Consider the following 26,069-nt stretch of genomic DNA (forward strand, 5'->3'; position numbering starts at 1 on the left):
TGCCGCGCGATCGTCGCCTGGCCCCGCGTCCCTACCCGATCGACAGGATCTCGATCTCCTGCGCGCCTGAGCCCACGACGTCTCCGACCGCCTTTGACATCAGCGACCTCGCAACCGGCGAGACGAACGAGATCGAGCCGGCCTTGGGATCAGCCTCGTCCTCACCGACGATACGGTAGGTCTGCACGCGGCCATCGGGGCGGCTGAAGGTCACGGTGCTGCCGAAGGCGACGATTTCGGTCGAGGTCGGATCGGGCATGACCTGAGCGGTGCGTAAGCGTTCGGTGAGATAGCGGACGTCGCGCAGCGGCACCGCCGACTGCCGGCGCTTCTCGTTGACGTCCTCGATGGCTTGCGCGGCTTCATAGGCCTGGCGCGCTTCGGCAAGCTGCGTCTGCAACGCCTTGAAGCCTGCCTCCGTGACGAGGTTCGGATGCGGTGAGATCGGGCGATCCGGCAACAGCGTCTCGGACGCGGTTTCGGCGCTTTCTTCCTTGGTGAAGGCGACGCTCAATTGAATATCCTGTCGAGCTGGTTGGATGGCGACGCCGTGTGCCGCCGCTGCCCGAGACTATATCTCAAGTTCGACGAAACGGCGGAGCTTGAAGACGAGGTCCGGAATCGCCTGGCGGAACCGGGTTGCGTTCTGGAAACTGGTCGAGAACGGCGCGAAGGTGAGCATGGCGTTCCAATTTCGATAGCCGTAGACCGTGACCGAGACGCCAGAGCTCGGGAAATCTTCCAGCTTGCGCAGCTCGCCGAGCACGAGATCGGCGATCGCCTCCGCCGGCAGCAGGCGCTTGCCGTCCCGCGTGGTCGCGATCTGCACAGGCGGCTCGACCGGTTTCGTGGCAGCCGGCGCGGCATCGGGCGCGTTCTCGGCTTTGGCCGCTGCCGGATCGGAGCTGGATGTCGGCCCCACTGCATCCGCCGGCACGATCGGCGGAACCTCGGCGGGCGGAGGCGGTGCAACACTGTCCGCGCGCTTGTTGCCTCCCAGGATGCTGCTGATCATGGCCACAAGGCCAGCATCCTTCACCTCGTCACTCATCATTCCCCCCGGCTTCGCCCTACTTTAGCACTGCTCTCGCAGACCGCCACCGCGGATGTGGGGCCGGAAGCCGCCCGGCCAAGACCGTCGTCGCACCACCGTCGATCCCGCTACTGCTTATCGAACGGAATGTATCGCTGATACTGCTTGGGCACTGAACTGCGGTAGCGCGCAGGCACGGTGCCGGTGTCGATCGAATGATCGATCTCCTGCTGCCGGGTCATCCTCTTCTTCGCCCGCTTCTTCGACGCGCTCTTCTTGGCGTCGGTCGGCTGGCTGGTATCGGTGGTCGCGCCCGGCGTGGTCGACGCGGCTGGCGCAGGGCTTGTCGCCGCAGGCGCGGTGGTCCCGCCGGCGGACGGAGTGGTCTGCGCCAGCACGAGCGACGATTGTGCAAGAAGCGCCAGCGCTGCGGTCGCACCGAGCAAATATGACCTTTGCATCAGAACCTCCAAATGACCTGACCCGAATGAGCAAAAGCGTAGGCCTCCGGGCATGGCGCGTGCAAGTCCGCAGACGGCAAATCCGTTCACGACAAGTCTGCACGATAGGCCGACAACCCGGTGGCGAACTGTGGCCGAGATCACATTGCTCGCCGCGGTTCGCATCATCATGCATGCGTGTTGAACGCGGCGGCCGCTGCGGACACCAAGACGAGCACGACGAAGTGTCGGACAAGTCCCGGAACACGTAGAATGAGCTGGTGTTCCTCATCCCCCGTTCTCGAAGGAGTCTGAAATGCGTCGCACCATCCTCACCCTGGCATCGCTCGCAGCGCTGATCGCCGTCGCATTGCCGGCGGCCCAGGCGCATCCTGCAAACGATCGATATTGCCTGCAGGGCCGCATGTGGGGCTATCCCGGCAACTGCCAGTTCGCGACCTATCAGCAGTGCCAGGCCTCCGCCTCCGGCACGTCGGCCTATTGCGGCATCAATCCGCGCTACGCGTTCGCGCCGCAGCGCTATTACTGACGTGACTGCGGCGTGCGCGCTGTCGCGCGCGCCGCCACAATCTTCCGGTGAAGACGATCGACCGAAAGCCCGGCGAGTCGTCACCGCATGAAGCTGCTTGCGCGCGGCGATGACGAGAATGTTATCCGTCATCGGTCCGGGAAGATTTTGCAAAGCGCCGCCGCAGCTTGCTCGCACCCCTCCGCTTCGGACAGCATCGACATCGCGCACAGTGTGAAGCGACGGCTTGTCGCACGCCGCAATCCCTGATCTAGCTTCGCCTGTATATTCTATTGCGAACAACTTTAGCTTTATTCGTGCCGTCGTGACTTTTCAGAGGAGGTGTTTTCAATGAGCAGCCGCCACGCAATTGTTCCGCGCGGATTGAACGCAACCCGTTCGCCGCTTTCGCAAGGCCGCTTCGGCCGCATGTTCCGCAAGCTCACCCCGGCAACGTTCGGCGTGAACGACGCCGACAATGTCGCGAACCTTTCGGCGCTCGCCGACAAGATGGTCGGCAAGTTCGACGCGCCCAAGGATGGACCGGACGCGGAGGAGAGCGGCATCCCCGCGCTCTACACCTATTTCGGCCAGTTCGTCGATCACGACATCACCTTCGATCCGGTCAGCTCGCTGACGAGGCAGCAGGATCCCGACGGGCTCGTCGACTTCCGCACGCCGTCCTTCGATCTGGACAACGTCTACGGCCGCGGGCCGAACGACCAGCCCTACATGTATGACGGCAACAAGTTCCGCCTCGGCGAGACGCTGAGCGGCGCGGGCGTGCCTGATGCCAACGACCTGCCGCGCTTCAAGGGCCGCGCGCTGATCGGCGATCCCCGCAACGACGAGAACAGCATCGTCTCGCAGTTCCAGGCCCTGATGCTGCGCTTCCACAACCGCATGGTCGACGACAATGACAGCCTGTCGTTCGAGGACGTGCAGCAGCGCGTCCGCTTCCATTATCAATACGTCGTGCTGAACGACTTCCTGCCGCGCATCGTTCACGCCAGCGTGCTGGACGAATTGAAGACCGCGGGCCGCTACGACCGCAGCAAGCTCGCCCACTACCACTGGAAGACCTATCCGTTCATGCCGGTCGAGTTCTCGGTCGCGGCCTACAGGCTCGGGCACTCCATGATCCGACCCGGCTACCGGCTGAACGATGCGGACAACATGCTGCTGCAAATCTTCCCCGATCCGAACAACCCCGACCAAAACGCGCTGACGGGGTTCCGCGCCATGGGCCCGGGGCGCGCCATCGACTGGGGCCGCTTCATCGATCTCGACACGCGCGCTTACGGCGTCGATGACGACGACACCAATCCCGAGAACAAGCGGCGGCTGCAGTTCGCCTATCGCATCGACGCATCGCTGGTGGACCCGCTGCGCAAGCTGCCGCCGGAGGTCGCATCCAATCCGGCGGCGCTGGCGCTGCGCAATCTCGAGCGCGGCTGGCGGCTCGGCCTGCCCTCGGGGCAAGCCGTCGCCAGGGCGATGAACGTGACGCCGCTGGCCGACGACCAGATCGTCATCGGCAAGGCCGTCGACGAGCCCGGCCCCGACGATCCGCAAACCAAGATCGCAAGCATTGCGAACGGCGTGTTTGCCGGCAATTGCCCGCTCTGGACCTACATCCTGGCCGAGGCGCGGCAGTTCCAAACCGCCGTGGCCATTCCCGCCACCGGCGCGCCGGCGGCCGGAATCAACACACCGCAGCTCGGCCCCGTCGGCGGTCGCATCGTGGCCGAGGTCTTCCTCGGCATGCTGTTCGGCGACAACTCCTCCGTGCTGTCACTTGACCCGCAATGGACGCCGGTGACGGGCCCCGGCTTCGCGTTGAAGGACCTCGTCGCCTACGCGCTCGGCCAGGGCGATCCGTTGCACTGAGCGCGCGTGCACAATGAAAGGCCGCTCGCATCGCGCGGGCGTCCTTTCGGCTGAAACTCATTGAAATGAGATTCGGCGAGCCGTCCCTGGTTCACCTCTCCCCGACGGGGAGAGGTGAAACCGTGCCCCGAGCGCGTATCGATTCAACCAAAACTCAGCGTCTAAAGCGCGATGAGATTTGGATGAATCGTCATCGCGCTTTAGCTTGTTGTTTACGCATGATCTTTCCGGAAAACCGCTTCGCACTTTTCCGGATCATGCTTCAATGCGCAGCCCCAAGACCACTCTCCGCAACCCGCGCTGCGAACCAGAGTGACAGCGGCTGATCGACAATGCCACTCACATAGACCTCCGACATGGTCACATGGTGCCTGTCCAGCACCAGGAGAACACCCATCCAGTAGGGAAACCAGACATGCACATCGGTCAGCGCCCGCAGCTTGTGCTGATCGTGATCGAGCGGCGTGTGATTGCTCGCCTTGCGGATCTCAAGCGCGAGCAGGTTGTTCGGGATCTCGCGCTGATGCACGACGACATCGGGATAGATCGACTTGCCGAGATGATCGTCGGTCGAGATGATGGTGCCGTGCGGCAGGTGCAGCGTGCGCTCGCCGAGCCGGTCGTAGTTGCAGTCGACTGACCAGCCCGGAAACTGCTTTTCCAGATGCACGGCGAAGCGGTGCGTCACTGCACGCTCGCCGGCGTCCTTCTCGAACAGGAAACCCTCGTAGGCGTAGACGTCCCTGAGCGCCGCGATCACCTTGTTCAGCTCGGTCTGCATCGTGCCTCCGGGCTCACGGCGCTCTGTCTGTTGGCGCCCTACATCTGGACTTCGATCAGCCGCGGGCCAGGCTCGGCGACGGCCTCAGCCAACGCCTTGTTGAACTCGTCGGCATTGGTGACGGCTCGGCCGGGCACGCCCATACCTTTGGCCAGCGCCACGAAATCCAGCGTCGGACGATCCAGGCGCAGCATGTCGTTGGCGCGCTGGCCGGGCTCGCCGGCGCCGACATTGTCGAACTCGCCGCGGAGGATCTGGTAGATGCGGTTGGCGAAGACGATGGTGACGATGTCGAGGTTCTCGCGCGCCTGCGTCCACAGCGACTGGATCGTGTACATCGCGCTGCCGTCGCCGACCATCGTGATCACCTTGCGGTCCGGGCAGGCGATCGCCGCGCCGATCGACAGCGGCGTCGAGAAGCCGATCGACCCGCCCATGTTCTGGAGCCAGTCGTGCGGGGCGGCCGCCGCCGTCGGCGGGAAGAAGCCGCGGCCGGTGGTCAGGGATTCGTCGACCATGATCGCATTCTCGGGGATCGCACAGGCAATGGCCTGCGCGATCGAGGCGAAGGTGAGCGCGCCGGTCGGCTTGACCAGCTCCTGCAAAGCCTGCGGCTTGACGTCCTTGGCGCTGGCCTTGACAGCGCCGGCAAGCGCTTCCAGCGCCGCGACCGAATTCTCGCCCCAGGAGGTCATGTGGTGCACTTCGCAGCCCTGGGGCTTGAGCATGCTCGGCTTGTTCGGATAGGCGAAGAACGCCACGGGATCATCGGACTCGACCAGCACGATGTGACGGAACCTGGCCAGCATGGGCAGCGCCTGGTCGATGACATAATGGATCCGGTCGATCGAGAAACGGCCGCGGCCGCGCGCCATCTTCGGACGGAAGGTCGGGCCCATCACGGTGCAACCGGTCTTGCCGGCGATGCGCTCGGCCAGCGCCAGACCCTGCTCGCTCAAGGCGCTGCCGGTCATCAGGAGCAGTGTGCCTTCGCCGTCGCCATGCAGGATTCTTGCGGCTAGGTCGACCGCCTGCGGCGAGTAGCTCGCGCGCTGCCGCTCGGCCGGAACCTCGGCGATGCCGTCGGCCTCGTTCCAGGCAGTGTCCGCGGGCAGGATCAGGGTCGCGATCTGCGGCGGCGCGCTTTTGGCGGCGGCAATGGCCGCGGCGCCGTCGGCGGCGACCGATTTGGCATCCGGCGAGGTGCGGACCCAGGATGACATCGGCCGGGCCAGGCCCTCGATGTCCGAGGTCAGCGGCGCGTTGTAGCCGATGTGGTAGACGGCGTGCTGGCCGACGATATTGACGATGCCGGAATTCGCCTTCTTGGCATTGTGCAGATTGGCAAGGCCGTTGGCGAGGCCGGGGCCGAGATGCAACAGGGTCGAGGCCGGCGCGCCCTTCATGCGGAAATAGCCGTCGGCGGCACCGGTCACCACGCCTTCGAACAGGCCGAGCACGCAGCGCATGCCGGGCACGCGGTCGAGCGCCGCGACAAAATGCATCTCGGAGGTGCCGGGGTTGGTGAAGCAGACGTCGACCCCACCCTTGACCATCGTCCGCACCAGGCTTTCCGCACCGTTCATTCTTTCTGCTCCCGTAACCGGCGATTTCGAGTGATCCATCCGACCAATCATTGTTCGCAGGCCCCGTCAAAGCAATAGCGGCCATCGCGGCCCTGCCCCGCGCGTGGATGAGCTGGTTTGGCTAACGCTTTCCGGCAAATTGGCGCGGTTGCCGATTTGGTAACGCCATTCGTTAAGCATGGCGCCCCTCACGGGGCCGTGGCTTGCGAAACCCTCGCGAATATGGCCTCTGGCCTTTGTTGAAGAGATTTTTTTCGGGGGAAACATGATCCGGTTTTTTGCCGCGCCGATCGCCGCTATCGTACTCTTGACCGCCGCGACCGGCGGCGTGCTCGCCGAGGAGTTCGACTCCCGGGACATCATGGGCGGCGGCCCGAACTTCTTCCGCGGCGGCGCGAGCCCGATCCCCCGTTCCACCGTCATCTATAACGGCAACTATGCGCCCGGCACGATCGTGGTGAACACCGCCGAACGCCGGCTGTATCTGGTGCTCCAGAACGGCCAGGCGCTGCGCTACGGCATCGGCGTCGGCCGCGATGGCTTCCGCTGGGGCGGGGTACACAAGATCACCGCCAAGAAGGAATGGCCGGACTGGACGCCGCCGTCGCAAATGCTGGCCCGCCGGCCCGACTTGCCGCGCCACATGAAGGGGGGCATCGAGAATCCGCTCGGCGCCCGCGCCATGTATCTCGGCTCGACGCTCTATCGCATCCACGGCTCCAACGAGCCGGAGACGATCGGCCAGGCCGTGTCCTCGGGCTGCTTCCGCATGACCAATGACGACGTCACCGACCTCTATAGCCGCGTCTCGGTCGGCACCACCGTGGTGGTGCTGAATAACTAACCGGCAGCCAGTCCGCAGGGTGGGCAAAGCCGGCGGATCGCGCGAACGCGGATCCGCCGTGTGCCCACCACTCTGGCGGCCGCGATTGCGGGCGCGTGTATTTGCGGTCTTGTGTGCGCGTCGCGAATACGGCAGCGTTGCACAACGATGAGCGCATTGGACCCGCCCTCGCCCGGCCTTCGCGTCGCCCTGCTGGCGCTCGCAACGTTCACCTGCGTGCCTGACACCGCTACCATGGCCGCGGGCGAACTGCCCGCGATCGCTTCACGCCAGCGCGCCGAGAAGAAGAGCTTCACCGACAACGAGATCGTCGAGGGTTTTTTCAAGACCGCGTTCGGCGCCGAATACCACCTGGCCGGCCGCGTCGACCGCATCCGCAAGTTCGACGGTCCGGTGCGCGTCTACGCCGAGAGCGACCGCGCCGACCGCAAGGCACAGCTCGCAAAAGTCGTGGCCGATATCGGCAAGCGCGTGCAGCATCTCGACATCGCGATGATCGACACCAATGAAGCGGCGAATGTACGGGTGAAGCTGGTGCGCGACCGTGATCTGTTCCGCACCATCTCGAGCTTCTACGGCGTGGAGAAGGCGCGCGAGATCCGCTCCTCGCTCGATCCGCAATGCCTGTCCGGATTCCGCAAGAACGACAATTTCGAGATCGAGCATTCCGACGTCATCCTCACCGTCGACAACGGCGATTTCGTCTTCCTCGACTGCGCCTATGAGGAGCTCCTGCAATCGCTCGGGCCCATCAACGACACCGCGAGCGTGCCCTGGACCATGTTCAACGACAACGTCTCGATGGGCTATTTCGACGTCTACGACCAGTACCTCCTCAACCTGCTGTACGATCCCCGCATCAAGGCCGGCATGACCGTGGCAGAGGTCAAGGCCGTGCTGCCCGCCGTGCTCACCGACGTGCGCGCGTGGGTGAGGCAGGTGAATGATCTGAAGGAGTGAGGCGCTCTTCCCTCTCCCCTTCTTGTGCCTTCTTGTGGGAGAGGGTGGCTCGCCGCGTAGCGGCGAGACGGCTGAGGGGTTGTCTCCGCAGACTCACTCTCAACTGAATTCGCGGATGGAACCCCTCATCCGGCGCTTCGCGCCACCTTCTCCCAGAAGGGGAGAAGGAAAAGCAGCACCTCTCCGCCCTATTGCACGAGATCCGCGACGGTGGTCGCGGCCTTCAGCCCGGTGCCGGTGAGGACTGCCACTGTGGTCTCGTTCGCCTTGATCAATCCGGCCGCGGACAGCTTTTCCAGCGCCGCGGCCGCGCTCGCGCTGGTCGGCTCGGCGAACAACCCCTGCCGCGCAAGACGGCGCAGGGCGGCGACGATCTCATCCTCGGCGAGCGCGACCGTGCCGCCGCCGCTTTCGCGCAAAGCGGCGATGATCTCGCGCAGGCGCAGGGGGTTCTTGATCGCGGTGCCTTCGGCGATGGTTTTACTGACCTCGCGCGCGACAGGCGTGTCGACGCCGGCCTGAAAACTCGCATCGATCGGCGAGCAGTTGAGCGGCTGCGCCGCGAACAGGCGCGGCAGCTTCGATATCTGCCCGGCTTTCAGGAGCTCGCGGAAGCCGAAGGCGCAGCCGAGCAGGCTGCTGCCGGCGCCGACGGGGACGATGATGTTGTCGGGGGCGCGGAAGCCGAGATCTTCCCAGATCTCGTAGGCGAGCGACTTGGTGCCTTCGAGGAAGAACGGCTGCCAGTTGTGGCTGGCATAAAACGTCTGACTCGACTGGCGGATGGCCTCGGCTTCCGACTCCTCGCGCGGCCCTTCGACGAGTTGCACCGTCGCGCCGTAAGCGCGGACCTGCGCGATCTTGGCCGGCGACGTCGAGGCCGGCGCCAGGATCTTCACGCGCATGCCGCCGGCGGCGCCCAACCCCGCCATCGACGAGCCGCCATTGCCGGATGAATCTTCCAGAATGGCTGAGATGCCGATCTGGCGCAGGAAGGACAGCATCACGGCAGAGCCGCGGTCCTTGAAGCTGCCGGTCGGGTTGAACCATTCGAGCTTGAAGAACGGGCGCAGCTCGCCCCAGCCCTGCTGGACCAGCGGCGTGCAGCCTTCGCCGAGCGTGATCGGCTGCTTGATCGCAACCGGCAGCGCCGCCCGGTAGCGCCAGAGCGAGCGCGTGCGACCTTCGATCTCCTCGCGCGAGATGCCGGTCCCCGGCGTCACCAGCAGTGGCGTGCGCTCGTCCGAGCACCAGCGCGGCTGGTCGAGCGGATAGAGCTGTCCGTTGCGGGGGTCGATATAGCTGGCGGTGGGCATTGGGGTCTCCAGGACAAGGACGAATGCGATTGGGCCAATGAGACCTTTAGTCCGGGATTCGACGCTGGCCGAGCGAAACGATGCATAGCCCCCTTGAAAAGATGAAATATAGAAATATTTCAATTGCTTAAGGCGATCGCGCCGGCAGATCGGCGAGCCCGGCCAGCGCGAGCGCCTGGCGCTGAAGGCGGACTCTGCAGGCCCATTGCTGTCGGGAATTTGGTGGCAAGCGGCCCTGCCCGCCCGGCACGATTAACTTGTCTGTCGTCGCTGGCCGCTACAATATATTGGATTGAGCTTGCGTCGCCGCCATGCTGCGCAAGCGAGCCAGGCCCGTCCGAGCGGCGGGCCGTTGGCTTTTTGGGAGCCTGGACATGAGCCGTGCAAACCGTACCGACCACATCCGCCTGACCTCCCATCCGGAGCCCGGCAGGAAGGCCGCCTTTCCGATCCATTGGGGTGCTGCGGACGCGCGCGCCCGTGGGCCAATCATAGGCACAGTGTCGCGCGCCGGGGATCGCAACGTGATCGGCAGCCATGGCGGGTCCTACGCGATGTACCGCGCGCTCGCCGTCTCCGCCGGCGCGCTCGATCCCATCAGGCGCCCTGACCTGACCAACACTTTTCCGGCCGCAATCATCGGGCCGTTCGAGCAATGGCGCGATCCCACCAAGATCGTTGCGCTCGATCCCTGGGGGCATCTCGTCGCCGAAAACTTCCGCCAGGAGATCGCCGAAGGCGTCGACATCCGCCCCAGCATCGCGGTGACGCGGGCGCGGCTGGACCTGCCGGAGATCCGCGAGGCGCTGACCGCAAAACGGCTGCGCGCCGACGGCGAGGTGGTGCATGCCAATGGCAGCGTGTCGGTGGTGAAGATCGCGATCGATCCGGTCTGGTATCTGCCCGGCCTTGCGGCCCGCTTCGGCACCGGCGAGACCGAGTTGCGCCGCACGCTGTTCGAGCAGACTGCCGGCATGTTCCCCGAGCTCGTGACGCGTCCGGACTTGAAAGTGTTTTTGCCGCCGATCGGCGGCACCACCGTCTACCTGTTCGGCGATGTGACAAAATTGCCGGACCATCGCACCAAGATCACCTGCCGCGTGCATGACGAGTGCAACGGCTCCGACGTGTTCGGCTCCGACATCTGCACCTGCCGTCCCTACCTCATCCACGGCATCGAGGAATCCGCGCGCGGCGCGCAGGAGGGCGGGCTCGGGCTCGTCGTCTACAACCGCAAAGAGGGCCGCGCGCTCGGCGAGGTCACCAAATTCCTGGTCTACAACGCGCGCAAGCGCCAGGAGGACGGTGATGCCGCCGCGGCCTATTTTGAACGCACCGAATGCGTCGCCGGCGTGCAGGATGCGCGCTTCCAGCAATTGATGCCCGACACCATCCACTGGCTGGGCCTGAAGCGCATCGACCGCTTCCTGTCGATGAGCGACATGAAATACGACGCGCTGACCTCGCAAGGTATCGACATCGTCGAGCGCGTGCCGATCCCGCCGGAGCTGATTCCGGCCGACGCCTATGTCGAGATCGCCGCGAAGAAGGCCGCTGGCTACTACTCGACCGACATCGCGCCGGAGAAGGACATCGATGGCGTGGTCGGCCGTTCGCTGGAAAAATACTGATCGCGTGATGGCGGACGCTTTGGAATTGCAGGCACGCTCGCTACTCTCCGCAAACGCGGTGCGCGCGCGGGCGGGGCAGATGCTCGAGCTTGGCCTCGCCGGCGGACTCCAGCATTTCACGATCGACCTCGACCGCATGGATGGCGTCGCGGACGCCGTGCTCGCGGTGACGCGAACAGCCTATCCGACGCTGGACATTCCGTTCCATGCGCGCTGGCGGCACTTTGTGCTCGGCGGCGTCGATCGCTGGGCGCAGCTTGCCGGGGCAGCATCATGGCCCGATCGCGCCGCGCGGGCGCGCTCCGAATTCGATCTTGCGATCGTCAGCGTGCTGCTCGATGCCGGCGCGGGTGCGGCGTGGCGCTATCGCGACGCGCTGACCGGCAAAAGCATCGGCCGCTCCGAGGGGCTCGCCATCGCAAGCCTCGACATGTTTGCAGACGGGCTCTTTTCGCGCGATGCGCGGACGCCGTTCAGGGTCGACGCGGAGGTGCTCGCGAAACTGCCCCTCACCTCACTCACATCCGCTTTCCAAGTGACGGACGCCAATCCATTGCTCGGCCTGGAGGGGCGCACCGATCTGCTGCGTCATCTGGGCAAGCTGGTAGCAGAGCGCGCGGACGTGTTCGGCCTGCACGACACGCCGCGGCCGGGCGGCCTGTTCGATCACATCGCGGCGCAAGCCGTCGGCGGTGCCGTCGCTGCGCCCGCCATTCTGTCGGCGGTGCTGAACCAGCTCGGTCTGATCTGGCCGTCACGGCTCGAGGTCGCGGGCGTCCCGCTCGGCGATTGCTGGCGCCATCCGGCGATCAAGGCGGACGACGAAACGGCCGGGCTCGTGCCGCTGCACAAGCTGTCGCAATGGCTGAGCTATTCGCTGATCGAGCCGCTGCAGCGCGCCGGATTTGCCGTCACCGACATCGACGGGCTGACCGGCCTTGCCGAATACCGCAATGGCGGCCTGTTCGTCGATCACGAGGTGCTACGCCTGCGCGATGCCGCGGATGCCGAGCGTGCGCATACGGTGGATTCATTGCTCGTCGTGGAATGGCGCGCGCTGACGGTTGCGCTGCTGGATCGTCTTGCCGAACTGGTGCGCGCCAAGCTCGGTCGCACCCCTGAAACCTTGCCACTCGCCAGTATTTTGGAAGGCGGCAGCTGGGCCGCGGGCCGCGCCATCGCATTTGCGCGCCGCCCCGATGGTTCGCCGCCGCTCAAGGTGATCAGCGACGGGACTGTGTTTTAAATCTTCTCCCCCTGTGGGAGAGGGTGGCTTCGCGAAAGCGAAGCCGGATGAGGGGTATGTCTCCGGGGGCACATCTCTCATTTGGAGTTCGCGGAAAGATACCCCTCATCCGGCGCTTGCGCGCCGCCTCATCCCACAAGGGGAGAAGGAAGAAAGGCATCTCGATCATGGAAGGCGTCACGATCGTCGATCATCCGCTGGTGCAGCACAAGCTGACGCTGGTGCGCGACAAGTCCATCTCGACCAAGTCGTTTCGAGAGCTGATCAAGGAGATCGGCATGCTCTTGTGCTACGAAGTGACGCGCGACCTGCCGCTCGCCGACACCGTCATCGAGACGCCGCTGTCGACGATGCACTCGGCCAAGATCGCCGGCAAGAAGCTGGTGTTCGTGCCGATGCTGCGCGCCGGCACCACCTTCGTCGACGGCATGATGGACCTAGTGCCGACCGCGCGCGTCGCTCATATCGGACTCTATCGCGAGCCGCACAGCTTTGCCGCGGTGGAGTATTTCTTCAAATCGCCGTCGGATCTCGGCGAGCGTCTCGCCATCGTGGTGACGCCTGTCGTCGCCACGGCCAACACGGCTGTCGCCGCCATCGACCGGCTGAAGGAGCGCGGCGCCAGGGACATTCGCCTGGCCTGCCTGATCGCAGCGCCGGAAGGGCTGGAACGGCTGCGTGGATTGCATCCCGATGTGCCGATCTGGACAGCCGCGGTGGACGAAGGTCTCGACGAGAACGGCTTCATCCTTCCGGGCCTCGGCGACGCCGGCGACCGCGCCTACGGGACGCGATAGCTAAACTTTCCCGCTGCCGCAAATGCCCTTCAGCGCCCGCCACTCCTTGTCAGTCAGCAGCGGCGGGCCGCTGGCGGGCCGATCCTCTCTGCTCATGCGCTTGAGGCGGTCCTCGGTCAGCGGGTGGCTGGCGAGGATCGTCGTGAGCGTGGAGCCGCCTTCCTTACCGGTGATGCGGAACATCAATTCGGCCGCGGGCTTCGGCGAGCGGCCGAGCGCATGCATGATCTCGATCGCAAACGTATCCGCGGCAGCCTCGGCCTCGCGCGAATAGGAGGCCTCGACCAGGCTGCGCGACGCGAAGATCACGGCCGACGAGCCGGTGACGTCGCCGAACAAGAGTCCGATCAGGAACGAGGTGCCGCCGTTGTAGAGCAGGCCGCGCATGTTGTCGTGATGCTTGAGATGTCCGAGCTCGTGGGCGAGGATGCCGGCGAGCTCGTCAGGGCTCTCGGCCTTGTCGAGCAGGCCCTTCAGCACGAACACCTTGCCGCCCGGCAGCGCGAACGCGTTCGGCACCGCGGTCGGCAGCACGCCGGCCGTCATGGAATCGTCGTCGAGGCCGGCCGCATCGCGCAGGCGGTTGACGAGCCTGGTGAAGGCCGCCTTGCCCGCGGGATCTTCGCACACACCGCGGCCGAAGATGGCCTTCATCTGCACTTCGGCGGCGTCGCCGATGCGCCGTTCGACGGGTTTCGGCACCAGCGGAGCGAGACGGTCGGCGGCGAGCGGCACGCCGAACAGCACGACGCAGACGATGGAGACGGCGGCGGCGACCGACCAGCCGACGATCTTTGCAATGCCGCGGCGCGACGTCTGATGTTCGTCGAGACGCATGCAGCGGGCGGTCACGTCGGCGGCGAGGGCGGCGTCGCGGATCTCGAGCCGCGCCAGCGGCGGTGCCGACGTCGAGGCCAGCCGCAAAACGCCAGCCGGGCTATCGGCGCGGCGAATGTTGGCGTAGGCCCAGCGCACGTGCGCTCCGTCCTCCTCGACGATTTCGAGCCCATCAGCCAGGGTCAGCATCACCTGCCGTTTGCGGCTCGACACGCCGTCGAAGAAGATGGTCGGCTTCCTAGATTGTGCCGGCGCCTCGGCAAACACATCCGTCACAGCTCAGAATCCCGCAACATCAAGCCCGTCGGCAAAACCTTCGCCGAGCGCGCTTGCAAGCTGACCGCTGCCGCGCACATCCGCCGCAGCCCCGATATTGTGCACCTCGACGGTTTCCAGAACCTTGGCCCAGAGATCGCGCTGGAGATAGACGCGCATGACGATGTTGGCGCCGAGCGCAAGGGCGAAATAGCCGATAACCGTCACCACCAGCATCGGGATGTTCACCCCAGGCGCGGCGCCCTGCGCCGACGGCGCGAGGTCAAGCTTGACGGTGATCGCGATGGCAGCACCGAGATAGGCGCCGTATATGATCGTCAGCAACAACCACCAGCCGATCACTTTCCAGTACAGGCCGTAGAATGCGTGGTGCGGCAAATCCGAGGACAGGCCGACGTCGCCGATGCGGATGCCGTTGAGCCACCAGCGCCACTCGCGCGCCTTGAACTCGGCATAGAGGAACGGCGCAGCCGGGAAGAAGAGCAGCGCGAGCGGCGTGAGAAGCCACAGCCACCAGCCGCGCTTGAAGAACTCCCAGCCATCGCCGTCGAAATCGCCCTGCAGATCGCCGAAATGCGTGTGCTGCATCTTGTAGCGCTCCAGCGACGCCTCCCGCCAAGGCAGCGCCAGACCGAGCGTGAGGAACATCAGCAGGCCCCAGGCCATCGCGCGGGACGAATAGGCCCAGCCGGAGCCGTCCATCCAGAAACGCACGCCGCGCCAGACCGTGCGCGTCAGCCGATAGCGCCGCGCGCGATAGATCGCGAACTGGCCGAACGCGTAAAACGAGACGAACAGCGGCGTCGAGGCAAAACCCTTCCAGCGCTCGAACTCGATGCCGACGAGGAAATAGACGACGTAGATCGGCACCAGAATCGCGAGCGCGACAAGGAAGCCGAACAGAAGTTCCCTGGCCCGCCCGGTGTATTCGGCGGCGTCGCCGTCGATCGCAGTGTTCGACCACAGATGACGGCGGATGTCGGTGACCAGCCAAAACCGGTAGAAGCCGAAGGTAATGAGCTCCAGCATGGCACCCTTCGTTACCAATTTGCGGAACTCAGAGCGATTGCCGGTGAAATCGACTCGCGTTGGCGGCAGAGGCGGCGGCAACGGTTCGGAGCCGATGGGCACCCATTGCATGTCGTTCACGGCGGCAACCTCGGGATGCGGGCCTGATCCGATCAAACTATAGATCAAAGGTTAGTCGATCCCCAAGATCGTCGGGTTCGATTTGCCTCGATTCCAGTCGATTTCTTGCAGGATTCCTCGGCCAAGGGCGTGCGGGAGATCACGCTGGCGAATCCCCCTGCGGTCCAGGTCGCCTCTCGCAAGGGTTGGGTGTGGCAAAACTCTCCCTTGCTCCGACGCAGGCGACCGGCTGTAATTGCAAATCAAATACCGCAGCGCAGAATTCAAAAATGACGTGCGGAGAACCCAGGGAGAACGGTCATGCATGGGACCATCGAGAGCGCGTCCAAGCTCGACGCACTTCGCGAGCGCGCGTCGACATTGCCGCTGGAGCAATTCGATCCGGGTGACCCCGAATTGTTCAGGACGGATACGTTCTGGCCGTATTTCGATCGCCTGCGCCGCGAAGATCCCGTGCATTACTGCAAGGACTCGATGTTCGGCCCGTACTGGTCGGTGACGCGCTACAACGACATCATGGAGATCGAGACCAACCATGCGGTGTTCTCCTCGGCCTCCGCGCTCGGCGGCATCACCATCCGCGACATCGATCCGGATCTGCGCCGCGAGAGCTTCATCTCGATGGACCCGCCGCGCCATGCGGCGCAGCGCAAGACCGTGGCGCCGATGTTCACGCCGACGCATCTGGACAACCTCGCCATCAACATCCGCAAGCGCTCGGCCGAGTGCCTGGACAACCTGCCCCGCGGCGAGGTGTTCGACTGGGTCGACCGCGTCTCGATCGAGCTCACCACGCAGATGCTCGCGGTGCTGTTCGACTTCCCCTGGGAGGACCGCCGCAAGCTGACGCGCTGGTCGGACATCGCCACCACCATTCCCGGGCCCGAGGGTCTCGTCGCGACCGAGGACGAGCGGCAGGCCGAGCTGACCGAGTGCGCGCAGTATTTCTCGCGTTTGTGGAAGGAGCGCATCGCGCAGCCGCCGAAGAGCGATCTGCTCTCGATGATGGCGCATGGCGCCGCCACGCGTGACATGGACGCGAAGAACTTCCTCGGCAATCTCATCCTCTTGATCGTCGGCGGCAATGACACCACCCGCAACACCATGTCGGGTTCGATTCTCGCGCTGAGCCAGCATCCGGAGCAATACCGCAAGCTGTGCGACAATCCTGATCTGCTCGACAGCTTCGTGCCCGAGGTGATCCGCTGGCAGACGCCGCTGGCGCATATGCGGCGCACGGCGCTCTCCGACTTCGAGTTCCGCGGCAAGCAGATCAAGAAAGGTGACAAGGTCGTGATGTGGTACGTCTCGGGCAACCGCGACGAAGAGGCGATCGAAAAGCCTTACGATTTCATCATCGACCGTGCCCGCCCGCGCACGCATCTCTCCTTCGGCTTCGGCATCCACCGCTGCGTGGGCCTCAGGCTTGCTGAACTCCAGCTCAAGATTGTTTGGGAGGAGATCCTCAAGCGTTTCGACCATATTGATGTGGTCGGCGAGCCCAGGCGGGTCTATTCGAGCTTCGTGAAGGGGCTGGAGGCGTTGCCGGTGAAGATTGCGGCGTGAGAGAACTGAAAACTCCCTCTCCCCGTTCTTACGGGGGAAGGGTCGGGATGAGGGGCTCTTCTCCGCGAATACGCTGAGAGGCGGACTCGCAGAGAGTCCCCCTCACCCGGAGTGCATCTTCGATGGAGCCACGACCATGAACATCCAAGCGCCGGTTAAAGTGGACAAAGCCGAACGCCTGCGCAGGGCGCGCGAAGAGGCCTATGCGACGCCATTGTCGCAATTCCACCCCGGTGCGCCCAGGCTGTTCCAGGACGACACGCTGTGGCCCTGGTTCGAGCGGCTGCGCAAGGAAGAGCCGGTGCATTACTGCACCAACGCGCCGATCGAGCCGTACTGGTCGGTGGTCAAATACAACGACATCATGCATGTCGACACCAATCACGGCATCTTCTCCTCGGACTCGACGCTCGGCGGCATCTCGATCCGCGACGTGCCGGAAGGCTACGACTGGCCGAGCTTCATCGCGATGGACCAGCCCCGGCATTCGGCGCAGCGCAGGACGGTGTCGCCGATGTTCACCCCTCAGCATCTGGACGAGCTGGCAAAACTGATCCGCCAGCGCTCGCAGACCGTGCTGGACAATCTGCCGCGCAACGAGACCTTCAATTTCGTCGAGCGCGTCTCGATCGAGCTGACGACGCAGATGCTGGCCACCCTGTTCGACTTCCCCTGGGAGGAGCGGCGCAAGCTGACGCGCTGGTCCGACGTCTCCACTGCGCTGCCCAAGAGCGGCATCGTCGCCTCGGCCGAGGAACGCCGCCGCGAGATGGACGAGTGCTACGCCTACATGTCGAAGCTGTGGAACGAGCGCGTCAACTCCGAGCCGCGCAACGATCTACTGTCGCTGATGGCGCACAACCCGGCGACGCGCTACATGGATCCCGACAATCTCATGGGCAACATCATCCTGCTCATCGTCGGCGGCAATGACACTACGCGCAACACCATGACCGGCTCGGTGCTGGCGCTGAACGAGAACCCAGAGCAGTATGACAAGCTGCGGGCCAACCCGGCGCTGATCGATTCCATGGTGCCGGAGGTGATCCGCTGGCAGACGCCGCTGGCTCATATGCGGCGCACGGCGTTGCAGGATACCGAGATCGGCGGCAAGCAGATCAAGAAGGGCGACCGCGTCGTGATGTGGTACGTCTCCGGCAACCGCGATGACGAGATGTTCGAGAAGCCGAACGAGTTCATCATCGACCGCCCGCGCCCGCGCACCCACCTCTCCTTCGGCTTCGGCATCCACCGCTGCGTCGGCATGCGGCTCGCCGAACTGCAGCTCCGCATCGTCTGGGAGGAGATGCTGAAGCGGTTCGACCGCATCGAGGTGGTCGGCGAGCCCAAGCGAATCTATTCCAGCTTCATCAAGGGATATGAGGCGCTGCCGGTGAGGATTCCGGGGTAGGCTCCTCATCGGACTGCCTTGGGGCAAACCAGCCTCCTCAACCTCCGCTGTCATGCCCCGCGACGGCGGGGCATCCAGTACGCCGCGGCTTCTCGATTCTGGCCGCGCGGCCTCTGGAATACAGGATTGCCCGCCTTCGCGGGCAATGACGCCGAGGGTGAGATGGCGAGCGCGCTCCGAATGCTCCAGGAACTGGCGTCCCAGCTATAAAATTCCGGCATGTCAGCTCGCGCCAGATGCGAAGGCAAGGCGACGCCCAACTGTTCTACGACACGGCATCTAACTCAACTTGATGTCCCACACGCCGTCCTTGCGGCAGGCGGCGACCTCCTCGCGCAGGAGCGCGGTGATGGCGAGGGACGCCGTCGAGGCCGGGCGGTCGATTGGAGATGCGAAAATGAGCTCGCGCGTCATCGGCTTGGAGACGGGCGCGGTTTCCAGCCGCCCCTCCGCGACCTCGCCGTGGACGGAGGAGGGCGGCAGCAGCGCAAAGCCGAGCCCCTCTTCGACGAGGCTCGTCAGTACGCGGAAGGAGTCCGCCTCGAGCTGGACGTTGAGCTTGATCTTGCGCTGGGCGGCGGCGTGCTCGATCAGGGCGCGGAGGCCGTGGGAATGACTGGGCAACACCAGCCGCTGCCGCAAAAGCCAGCCGATGTCGACGCTCTTCTTGCGCGCAAGGCCGCAGCCGCGCGGGCCGACGGCGACGATGTTGTCGCGGCCCAAGCTCTGCACGGTGAGATGCAGATCAGCCGAGCGGCCGTAGAGGATGGCGAGATCCATTTCGCCGCGATGCAGCCATTCGACGAGATGGCCGCTGTAGCTCTCGACGATGCGCAGCGAGATGCCGGGAAACTTTTCGACGCAGCGCCGCGCAAAGCGCGCCGACAGCACGCAGCTCACGGTTGGAACGAGTCCGAGCACGACTTGCCCGGACGGCGGCCCTTTGGACGACTGGATGTCGTCGCGGATCTGGTCGATCTGCCGCACGATGCCGGAGGTGCGTGCCAGCAGCAGCCGCCCGGCCTCGGTCAGCACCATGCCGCGGCCGTTGCGGGTGAACAATTCGGTGCGCAGCTCGTGTTCCAGCAGCTTGATCTGCCGGCTGAGTGCCGGCTGCGCCACGCGCAGCGTGTCGGAGGCCTTGGACAGGCTGCCGAGCTCCGCCACGCAACTGAAGGTCCTGAGCTGCCGGAAATCCATGCTTGCCAATCCTGGAAGGCTACTCCATACGCTATAACAAATGAGCATAGGGGGCGGGCGTTGTTTTCACAACGCCAGGGGATTGGCCGGCGTTATCTTAACTGCCGCTAAGAATTGGAAACGCCATGAGTCAAGAACACCACACCGAAGATTACGCCGATATTCGCGAGGCCGTCGCAAAGCTCTGCGCGCAGTTTCCCGGCGAATATTGGCGCAAGCTCGATCGCGAGATGGCCTATCCCAAGGCGTTCGTGGATGCGCTGACCGAGGCCGGCTATCTCTCGGTGCTGATTCCGGAAGAGTATGGCGGCGCGGGGCTGAAGCTTTCGGCTGCGGCCGCGATCCTGGAAGAGATCCAGCGCGCCGGCTGCAATGGCGGCGGCTGTCATGCCCAGATGTACACGATGGGCACCGTGCTGCGGCACGGCAGTGCCGAGCAGAAGGCAAAGTACCTGCCGAAGGTCGCAAGCGGCGAATTGCGGCTGCAAGCCTTCGGCGTCACCGAGCCGACCAGCGGCACCGACACCTCCTCGCTCAAGACCTTCGCGCGCAAGGACGGCAACGACAGCTACATCGTCAACGGCCAGAAGATCTGGACCAGCCGCGCCGAGCATTCCGATCTGATGATCCTGCTGGCGCGCACCACGCCGAAGGAACAGGTCAAGAAGCGCACGGACGGCCTATCCGTGTTCATCGTCGACATGCGCGAGGCGAAGAACAATGGCCTCGAGATCCGCCCGATCCGCACCATGATGAACCACGCCACCACGGAGGTGTTCTTCACCGACATGAAGGTGCCGGCGGAGAATTTGATCGGCGAGGAAGGCAAGGGCTTTCGCTACATCCTCTCCGGCATGAATGCCGAGCGCATCCTGATCGCCGCCGAATGCGTCGGCGACGCCAAATGGTTCATCGCCAAGGCGACGAACTACGCCAAGGAGCGCAGCGTTTTCGGCCGGCCGATCGGGCAAAATCAGGGCATCCAGTTCCCGATCGCCAAGGCCTACGCCTCGATGCGCGCGGCCGAGCTGATGGTGAAGGAAGCCACGCGCAAATACGAGGCCGGGCTCGACTGCGGCGCGGAGGCCAACATGGCCAAAATGCTGGCGGCGGACGCGTCCTGGGAGGCGGCGAATGCCTGCATCCAGACCCATGGCGGCTTCGGCTTTGCCGAGGAATACGACGTCGAGCGCAAATTCCGCGAGACGCGGCTCTACCAGGTGGCGCCGATCTCGACCAATCTCGTGCTGTCCTACGTCGCCGAGCATGTGCTCGGCATGCCCCGCTCGTACTGAGGCAACATCATGGGAGCACTTGACGGGATCAGGGTGATTGCGGTCGAGCAGGCCGTGGCGGCACCGTTCTGCTCCTCGCGCCTGGCCGATGCCGGGGCGGAGGTGATGAAGATCGAGCGGCCCGAAGGCGATTTCGCCCGCGGCTATGATGCGGCGGCCAGGGGGCAGAGCAGCTATTTCGTCTGGCTCAACCGGGGCAAGCAGTCGGTCGTGGTCGACCTCACCACGAAGGAAGGCCGCGCCGAGCTGGAGACGCTGATCGCGAGCGCCGACGTGCTGATCCAGAACCTCAAGCCCGGCTCGATGGACAAGCTCGGCTTCTCGCGCGAGCGGCTGCTGAAGGATTATCCCAAGCTGATCTCGTGCACCATCACCGGCTATGGCGACGAGGGCCCCTACGCGCACCGCAAGGCCTATGATCTGTTGATCCAGGCCGAGAGCGGCCTTGCCTCGATTACCGGCAATCCCGACGGAGCCTCGCGCGTCGGCATGTCGATCGTCGACGTCGCAACCGGCGCGACGGCCCATGCGGCGATCCTGGAAGCGCTGATCGCGCGCGGCCGCACCGGCAAGGGCTGCGACATCCGCATCTCCATGTTCGACGTGATGGCGGATTGGTGCACCGTGCCGCTGCTCAATGCGGAGGCCGGCAATCCGCCCAAGCGCATGGGGCTGCGCCATCCCTCGATCGCTCCCTACGGCGTGTTCACCTCGAAGGACGGCAAGGACATTCTGATCTCGATCCAGAGCGAGCGCGAGTGGAAGACGCTATGCACAAAGGTGCTGGATCAGCCCGATTTGCCCGCCGATCCCCGCGTCGCCAACATGGTCGAGCGCGTGCGCAACCGCGACTTCACCGACAAGACCGTCGCCGACATCTTCGGCAGGATGACGCGCGACGAGCTCTTGAAGCGGCTGTCGGACGCCGACATTGCCTTCGCCGAGGTCAACACCATGGCCGACCTCACCAACCATCCGCATCTGCGCCGCATCGAGATCGATACGCCGAACGGCCGTGTCAGCTATCCTGCGCCGGCGCCGATCATCGTCGGCGAGACACGCAGCTATGGCGCCGTGCCCGCGATCGGCGAGAAACCAGCCAAGAAGTAACAGAGCGAGGCGTCATGACCGAAAAGCTCGACATCGATCATTTGCGGCAGTGGATCGGGCGCAGCACCGAGGCCACCGACATCGTCACCGCGCAGCTCGTCAAGGGCCTGCGCGCGACGCTGTTCCAGGACGTCGGCGAGCCCAAGACGGGCGATGCCGCACCCTTCACGGTGCACTGGTGCATGGCGCAGCCGGTGTTTCCGATGTCGATGCTCGGTCCCGACGGCCACCCGACCCGCGGCGGCTTCCTGCCGCCGGTGCCGCTGCCGCGCCGGATGTGGGCCGGCGGCGAGATCGAGTTCTTGCAGCCGCTGCGGGTCGGCGATGAATCGACGCGGACCTCGCGCATCGCCGACGTGCAGGTGAAGACGGGCTCGACCGGCACGCTTTGCTTCGTCTCGGTCGAGCACAGCATCTCCAGCCCACGCGGCATCGCCATCCGCGAGCGGCAGGACATCGTTTATCGCGAGATGACGAGCAGCGCGCCCGCGACGGCCAAGGCGCCGCCTCCGCCGCCCAGGGCACAGCATCGCGAGACCCACGTCTCCGATCCCGTGCTGCTGTTTCGTTATTCCGCGCTGACCTTCAACGGCCACCGCATCCATTACGACCGCGATTACGTCACCAGGGTCGAGGGCTATCCGGGCCTGATCTTCCACGGCCCGCTGCAGGCGGCACTGATCATCGAGATGGCCGCCAAGCTGCGCAGCGGCAGGGCGCCGAAGAAGTTCACCTATCGCGGGCTCCAGCCGCTGTTCGAGGGCACCGAGTTCTCCGTCAACGCCAACGAGACCGCTGATGGCATGGAACTGTGGACCGCGAACGCGGAAGGACAGCCGACGATGAAGGGCACGGCGGTGTGGTGATACGCTGCTGCCTCCTCCTCTATTGCGAGCGCAGCGAAGCAATCCAGAATCTTTCCGCGGTGACAGTCTGGATTGCTTCGTCGCATCAGCGCAAAATTGCAACGCAATCTTGTCGCGAGCTCCTCGCAATGACGGGTGAGGCTGCTACCTTCCATAAACAATAGGGACGGAAACCATGGCCAAGAACGGCAAGACCGGCAGCAAGTCCGTCACCGTGAAGCAGGCGACGCTCGACCTGTTGCGCTCGTTCGGCATCGACAGGGTGTTCGGCAACCCCGGTTCAACCGAGCTGCCGTTCCTCAGCGACTGGCCCGATGACATCGACTACGTGCTGGCGCTTCAGGAAGCCTCCGCGGTCGGCATGGCCGATGGCTACGCGCAGGCGACGCGCAATGCCGGATTCGTCAACCTGCATTCGGCGGCAGGCGTCGGCAACGCGCTCGGCAACATCTACACCGCGCACCGCAACCAGACGCCGCTCGTCATAACCGCAGGCCAGCAGGCTCGCTCGATCCTGCCGCTGCAGGCGTTCCTCTATGCCGAGCGCGCGTCGGAGTTTCCGCGCCCTTACGTCAAATACAGCGTCGAGCCGGCGCGGCCCGAGGACGTGCCGGCCGCGATCGCGCGGGCCTATTACACCGCGATGCAGCCGCCGTGCGGGCCAACCTTCGTGTCGATCCCGATCGACGACTGGGCGCACGCCACAACCCCGATCGAGGCGCGCAAGGTGAGCCGGGAGATCGGACCAGAGCCTGACGCGATGAGGGCGCTGGTCACAGCGCTCGGCTCCGCAAAGCACCCTGCCCTCGTCGTCGGCCCCGGCATCGACCGCGCCGGTGCGGTCGATCTGATGGTGCGTGTGGCCGAGAAGGCCAAGGCCAGCGTCTGGGTCAGCCCGTTCTCGGCGCGCTGTTCGTTCCCGGAGCGGCATCCGCAATTTGCGGGCTTCCTGCACGCTTCGCCGGCGCAGCTGTCCGACGCGCTGCGCGAGCACGACCTCGTCGTCGTGATCGGCGCGCCGGTGTTCACCTTCCATGTCGAGGGCCATGCCGCGATCTTCGACGGCGGTGCGACCATCTTCCAGATCACGGATGACGCGGATGCCGCCGCGGTGACACCGGTCGGCACCAGCATCATCGCCACGATGAAGCCGGCACTTTCGATGCTGCTCGACCTACTGCCGGAGAGCAAACGCGCGGCGCCAAAAGGCCGCACGCTGCCGCCGGCGCCGCAGGCTGCCGATCCGCTGCCGGTCGAATTCCTCTTGCACTCGCTGTCGTTGGCGATGCCGAAAGACGCATCACTCGTCGAGGAAGTGCCCTCGCACCGGCCGGCAATGCAAAAATTCCTGCCGATGCGCGGCCAGGACAGTTTCTACACCATGTCGAGCGGCGGGCTCGGCTATAGCCTGCCCGCTGCCGTCGGCATGGCGCTGGGCAAGCCGAAGCAGCGCACCGTCTGCCTGATCGGCGACGGCTCGGCGATGTATTCCATCCAGGCGCTGTGGACCGCCGTGCAACGAAAACTGCCGCTGACCGTCGTCGTCATCAACAATTCCGGCTACGGCGCGATGCGCTCGTTCAGCCAGGTGATGCAGGTGCGGGGCGTGCCAGGGCTGGAACTGCCGGGAATCGATTTCGTGCGGCTTGCCGAAGGCATGGGCTGCGATGCGGTGCGGGTGACGAAGGCTGCAGAGCTCGGCGAGGCGCTGAAGCGCGGCATGGCGTTCGAGGGCACGAGCCTTGTCGAGGTCGTCGTGGATTCCGCGGTGCCGGTGCTGTACGGGCAAAAGCACTGAGTTGTCATCCCGGCGAACGCCGGGACCCGTACCGCGTGATCTATCGATTCAGCGCAGGTATCAGTACCGTGGGACAGAACAACTATCTGTCTTCGCAAAATTACGTCCTGTGGTTATGGGTCCTGGCGTTCGCCGGGACGACATCGAGTTTGCCGTGCCACCGACCAACATACTACGACGCCAAAAATCCCCCGTCCGCCGCCAGAACGTGGCCGACCACATACGACGACGCATCCGACGACAGCCACACCACGGCTTCCGCGACTTCCTCCGGGCGGCCCATCCGCCGCAGCGGCAGGCCGGCGCCGACCGTTGCGACATCGCCGACGCCGGCGCGCAGCATCATGTCGGTGACGACGCGGCCGGGCGCGATCGCATTGATGCGGATGCCGCGCGGAGCGTTCTCCATCGCGGCCGAACGCGTCAGCGAGATCGCAGCGGCCTTGGAGGCCGAATAGAGCGAGAAGCCGGGATTGGGATTGCGCATGCCGCTGACCGAGGCGTTGACGACGATGCTGCCTCGGCCTTTCGCCAGCATCGCCGGCAATTGATGCCGCAAGCACAGGAACAGCGCGCGGACATTGGTGTCGAACACGCTGTCGTAGATATCGGTCCCCTGCTCTTCCAGCGGCGCGCGGCGCTCCTGGAACCCGGCATTGTTGAAGGCGACGTCGAGCCGGCCGCAGCGCTCGACGGCCGCGCGCACCAGCCGTGCGACGTCATCCTCCTGCGTGATATCGGTCTTGACCGGGACGGCCTCCACGCCGCGCTCGCGGCATGCTGAGGCGGTGGCGTCGATCTCGGCTTCGCGCCGGCCGGCGACGAAAATCGCTTCGGCTCCCTCGGCCGCCATCCTGAGCGCCGTGGCGCGGCCGATGCCGCTGCCGCCGCCCGTGACCAGGCAGACCTTGCCTGTCATCCGCATCCCGGTTGGCAACGTTCCGCTCATCGTCCACTCCAAAACGCTTGCGCGCGGCGTTGCGCGCATATAGTTGTATGATACAACTATATGCCGGGAGTCAAGGGATGGCCGAGCTTTCGCTGATCGACGACATCCGCACCGCCTCGCGCCTGATGGTGCGCGAGCTCGGTTTCATGGACGCGACGGTGGCGGCATCGGACTATCCGCCCTCGGCGGTCCACACCATCCTGGAGCTCGGCATCCGCGGCCCGATGACTTCGGGCGAACTCGGCGACTGCCTGCGCCTGGAGAAATCCAGCGTCAGCCGCCTGGTGCGCAAGCTGATCGATTGCGGCGAGCTGCGGGAGACCACAAATGAGCTTGATGCCCGCAGCAAGCTGCTATCGCTGACGGCGAAGGGCCGTCGCACGCTGGAGGCGCTGCACGCCTTCGGCCGTCAGCAGGTGCGCGGCGCACTGGCGGCGCTGACGCCAGCCGAGCAGCGCACCGTGCGCGAAGGCATGATGCTCTATGCGCGGGCGCTGCGGGCGAGCCGGATGGAGGATGAGGTCGTGGGCTAGCCACACTCTCCGTGCCATCGCCCGGC

25 protein-coding genes are annotated in these 26,069 nt (G+C 65.0%); 15 read left to right on the forward strand and 10 right to left on the reverse strand.

Going from position 1 to position 26,069, the window contains the following annotated elements; all coding sequences use genetic code 11:
* Positions 1-31 precede the first annotated feature (31 nt).
* The 3 genes from greA to P6U28_RS26410 form a co-directional block, all read right to left on the reverse strand.
* Entirely contained in the window at positions 32-514 is a 483-nt protein-coding gene (gene greA / locus P6U28_RS26400) for a transcription elongation factor GreA (RefSeq protein WP_129142405.1), read from the reverse strand.
* A 57-nt stretch (positions 515-571) separates the two neighbouring features.
* Entirely contained in the window at positions 572-1,051 is a 480-nt protein-coding gene (locus P6U28_RS26405) for a hypothetical protein (RefSeq protein WP_129142406.1), read from the reverse strand.
* A 110-nt stretch (positions 1,052-1,161) separates the two neighbouring features.
* Positions 1,162-1,494, reverse strand: coding sequence for a hypothetical protein (locus P6U28_RS26410; RefSeq protein ID WP_129142407.1), 333 nt, complete (start codon positions 1,492-1,494; stop codon positions 1,162-1,164).
* Between the two features lie 295 nt (positions 1,495-1,789).
* On the opposite strand from P6U28_RS26410, the gene P6U28_RS26415 reads away from it, so the two are divergent.
* From P6U28_RS26415 to P6U28_RS26425, 3 genes are all read left to right on the forward strand, one after another.
* Entirely contained in the window at positions 1,790-2,023 is a 234-nt protein-coding gene (locus tag P6U28_RS26415; RefSeq protein WP_129142408.1) for a DUF3551 domain-containing protein, read from the forward strand.
* An 87-nt stretch (positions 2,024-2,110) separates the two neighbouring features.
* On the forward strand, positions 2,111-2,272 hold the full coding sequence (locus P6U28_RS26420) for a hypothetical protein (RefSeq protein ID WP_164936728.1): 162 nt from the start codon (positions 2,111-2,113) through the stop codon (positions 2,270-2,272).
* Between the two features lie 81 nt (positions 2,273-2,353).
* Complete coding sequence (locus tag P6U28_RS26425) at positions 2,354-3,892, forward strand: peroxidase family protein (protein ID WP_407120242.1); 1,539 nt, start codon at positions 2,354-2,356, stop codon at positions 3,890-3,892.
* Between the two features lie 262 nt (positions 3,893-4,154).
* On the opposite strand, the gene P6U28_RS26430 is transcribed toward P6U28_RS26425, so the two are convergent.
* Positions 4,155-4,673, reverse strand: a complete 519-nt coding sequence (locus P6U28_RS26430) for a hypothetical protein (protein ID WP_129142410.1) — start codon at positions 4,671-4,673, stop codon at positions 4,155-4,157.
* A gap of 38 nt (positions 4,674-4,711) precedes the next feature.
* The gene (locus tag P6U28_RS26435; RefSeq protein WP_164936729.1) at positions 4,712-6,259 is read right to left on the reverse strand and encodes an acetolactate synthase large subunit; all 1,548 of its coding nucleotides are present in this window, start codon (positions 6,257-6,259) and stop codon (positions 4,712-4,714) included.
* Positions 6,260-6,524: 265 nt separating this feature from the next.
* Between P6U28_RS26435 and P6U28_RS26440 the strand changes: the two genes are divergently transcribed.
* Positions 6,525-7,103 carry a L,D-transpeptidase gene (locus P6U28_RS26440; RefSeq protein WP_162500139.1) on the forward strand — a complete coding sequence of 193 codons (579 nt, stop codon included), beginning with the start codon at positions 6,525-6,527 and terminating at the stop codon, positions 7,101-7,103.
* A gap of 147 nt (positions 7,104-7,250) precedes the next feature.
* Positions 7,251-8,063 (forward strand): DUF2927 domain-containing protein, encoded by an 813-nt coding sequence (locus P6U28_RS26445; protein ID WP_164936730.1) that lies wholly within the window; start codon positions 7,251-7,253, stop codon positions 8,061-8,063.
* Between the two features lie 188 nt (positions 8,064-8,251).
* Here the strand turns inward: P6U28_RS26445 and P6U28_RS26450 are convergent, their stop codons facing one another.
* Positions 8,252-9,379, reverse strand: a complete 1,128-nt coding sequence (locus tag P6U28_RS26450) for a threonine synthase (protein ID WP_129142412.1) — start codon at positions 9,377-9,379, stop codon at positions 8,252-8,254.
* Between the two features lie 374 nt (positions 9,380-9,753).
* Here P6U28_RS26450 and P6U28_RS26455 point away from each other — a divergent pair, with 374 nt between their 5' ends.
* From P6U28_RS26455 to upp, 3 genes are all read left to right on the forward strand, one after another.
* The gene (locus P6U28_RS26455; RefSeq protein WP_122401158.1) at positions 9,754-11,010 is read left to right on the forward strand and encodes a GTP cyclohydrolase II; all 1,257 of its coding nucleotides are present in this window, start codon (positions 9,754-9,756) and stop codon (positions 11,008-11,010) included.
* 7 nt (positions 11,011-11,017) lie between these two features.
* Positions 11,018-12,256, forward strand: a complete 1,239-nt coding sequence (locus tag P6U28_RS26460) for a URC4/urg3 family protein (protein WP_129142414.1) — start codon at positions 11,018-11,020, stop codon at positions 12,254-12,256.
* A 167-nt stretch (positions 12,257-12,423) separates the two neighbouring features.
* Entirely contained in the window at positions 12,424-13,053 is a 630-nt protein-coding gene (gene upp / locus P6U28_RS26465; protein ID WP_122401156.1) for a uracil phosphoribosyltransferase, read from the forward strand.
* Here the strand turns inward: upp and P6U28_RS26470 are convergent, their stop codons facing one another.
* Complete coding sequence (locus tag P6U28_RS26470; protein WP_122401155.1) at positions 13,054-14,166, reverse strand: M48 family metallopeptidase; 1,113 nt, start codon at positions 14,164-14,166, stop codon at positions 13,054-13,056. It lies immediately after the preceding gene.
* A gap of 3 nt (positions 14,167-14,169) precedes the next feature.
* On the reverse strand, positions 14,170-15,306 hold the full coding sequence (locus P6U28_RS26475) for a YjgN family protein (protein WP_174221627.1): 1,137 nt from the start codon (positions 15,304-15,306) through the stop codon (positions 14,170-14,172).
* A 309-nt stretch (positions 15,307-15,615) separates the two neighbouring features.
* Between P6U28_RS26475 and P6U28_RS26480 the strand changes: the two genes are divergently transcribed.
* Both P6U28_RS26480 and P6U28_RS26485 read left to right on the forward strand, forming a co-directional pair.
* The gene (locus tag P6U28_RS26480) at positions 15,616-16,881 is read left to right on the forward strand and encodes a cytochrome P450 (protein ID WP_122401154.1); all 1,266 of its coding nucleotides are present in this window, start codon (positions 15,616-15,618) and stop codon (positions 16,879-16,881) included.
* A gap of 136 nt (positions 16,882-17,017) precedes the next feature.
* Complete coding sequence (locus P6U28_RS26485; protein WP_122401153.1) at positions 17,018-18,292, forward strand: cytochrome P450; 1,275 nt, start codon at positions 17,018-17,020, stop codon at positions 18,290-18,292.
* A gap of 279 nt (positions 18,293-18,571) precedes the next feature.
* Here P6U28_RS26485 and P6U28_RS26490 read toward each other — a convergent pair whose 3' ends face one another.
* Positions 18,572-19,492, reverse strand: a complete 921-nt coding sequence (locus P6U28_RS26490; RefSeq protein WP_122401151.1) for a LysR substrate-binding domain-containing protein — start codon at positions 19,490-19,492, stop codon at positions 18,572-18,574.
* Between the two features lie 125 nt (positions 19,493-19,617).
* Here P6U28_RS26490 and P6U28_RS26495 point away from each other — a divergent pair, with 125 nt between their 5' ends.
* The 4 genes from P6U28_RS26495 to mdlC all read left to right on the forward strand — a co-directional run bounded on the left by P6U28_RS26495 (position 19,618) and on the right by mdlC (position 24,561).
* Complete coding sequence (locus P6U28_RS26495) at positions 19,618-20,787, forward strand: acyl-CoA dehydrogenase family protein (protein ID WP_122401150.1); 1,170 nt, start codon at positions 19,618-19,620, stop codon at positions 20,785-20,787.
* 9 nt (positions 20,788-20,796) lie between these two features.
* On the forward strand, positions 20,797-21,897 hold the full coding sequence (locus P6U28_RS26500) for a CaiB/BaiF CoA transferase family protein (protein WP_407120243.1): 1,101 nt from the start codon (positions 20,797-20,799) through the stop codon (positions 21,895-21,897).
* Positions 21,898-21,911: 14 nt separating this feature from the next.
* The gene (locus P6U28_RS26505) at positions 21,912-22,763 is read left to right on the forward strand and encodes a MaoC family dehydratase N-terminal domain-containing protein (RefSeq protein WP_122401148.1); all 852 of its coding nucleotides are present in this window, start codon (positions 21,912-21,914) and stop codon (positions 22,761-22,763) included.
* A gap of 175 nt (positions 22,764-22,938) precedes the next feature.
* Positions 22,939-24,561 carry a benzoylformate decarboxylase gene (mdlC, locus tag P6U28_RS26510; protein ID WP_122401147.1) on the forward strand — a complete coding sequence of 541 codons (1,623 nt, stop codon included), beginning with the start codon at positions 22,939-22,941 and terminating at the stop codon, positions 24,559-24,561.
* A 172-nt stretch (positions 24,562-24,733) separates the two neighbouring features.
* Here the strand turns inward: mdlC and P6U28_RS26515 are convergent, their stop codons facing one another.
* Positions 24,734-25,510, reverse strand: a complete 777-nt coding sequence (locus P6U28_RS26515; RefSeq protein ID WP_122401146.1) for an SDR family NAD(P)-dependent oxidoreductase — start codon at positions 25,508-25,510, stop codon at positions 24,734-24,736.
* Positions 25,511-25,587: 77 nt separating this feature from the next.
* Here P6U28_RS26515 and P6U28_RS26520 point away from each other — a divergent pair, with 77 nt between their 5' ends.
* Entirely contained in the window at positions 25,588-26,043 is a 456-nt protein-coding gene (locus P6U28_RS26520) for a MarR family winged helix-turn-helix transcriptional regulator (protein WP_122401145.1), read from the forward strand.
* Positions 26,044-26,069: the final 26 nt, after the last annotated feature.

The organism is Bradyrhizobium sp. STM 3561, assembly GCF_045571455.1.
Classification (GTDB): domain Bacteria; phylum Pseudomonadota; class Alphaproteobacteria; order Rhizobiales; family Xanthobacteraceae; genus Bradyrhizobium; species Bradyrhizobium vignae.